Source organism: Thermococcus sp. ES12 (assembly GCF_012027515.1).
In the GTDB taxonomy this organism is placed as follows: domain Archaea; phylum Methanobacteriota_B; class Thermococci; order Thermococcales; family Thermococcaceae; genus Thermococcus; species Thermococcus barossii.
The window spans coordinates 1-516 of record NZ_SNUP01000031.1 but is presented as its reverse complement, the minus strand read 5'-3'; the positions used below and the strand labels follow the sequence as shown (position 1 = coordinate 516).

The window sequence follows — 516 nt, the reverse complement described above, 5'->3', positions numbered from 1 at the left end:
ATGTTTCTAACGTTTATTGGGACATATACATTTATAAACCTTCCCAAGAGAACAAATGGTTAATAACTATTGGTTATATATAAAAAACACGTTCCCAAGAGTAAGAGCAAATTAAGATCCACAACATTTAACAGATGCAAAAAGCTAAAAACGCCAGCACATTCAAATTGGCAAATATAGAATGGAACCTTCCTCAAATAATTCAAGAAGAATAAAAAAGCTCAATAAATTGAAATCCTTTTAACTCCTTCAAGCTTTGATAGTTCGTTTATCAGTTCGCCAGGAATTGGCTTCTCTGTTATTATTGTGAGTGTAGCCTCTGGATAAAGTTCTGGGTCTTCCGCAACTACTTGTATAGTATTTATACCCCTATCAGCAATCTTAGAGGCCACTTTTGCCAAGATTCCGATAGCCCTTGGTTCTGGTTCAATCTCTATGACTCCATAACCAACATGCCTTCCAACAAACTTCATGTGCACAGTAGGCTCTAGATTAACGTAAACCTCCTTAAGTTCG

General features: G+C 36.2%; 1 pseudogene. It reads right to left on the bottom strand.

What is annotated here, in order from left to right:
- Positions 1 to 221 precede the first annotated feature (221 nt).
- Positions 222 to 516: pseudogene (locus E3E37_RS10850) on the bottom strand (regulator); the annotation flags it as partial.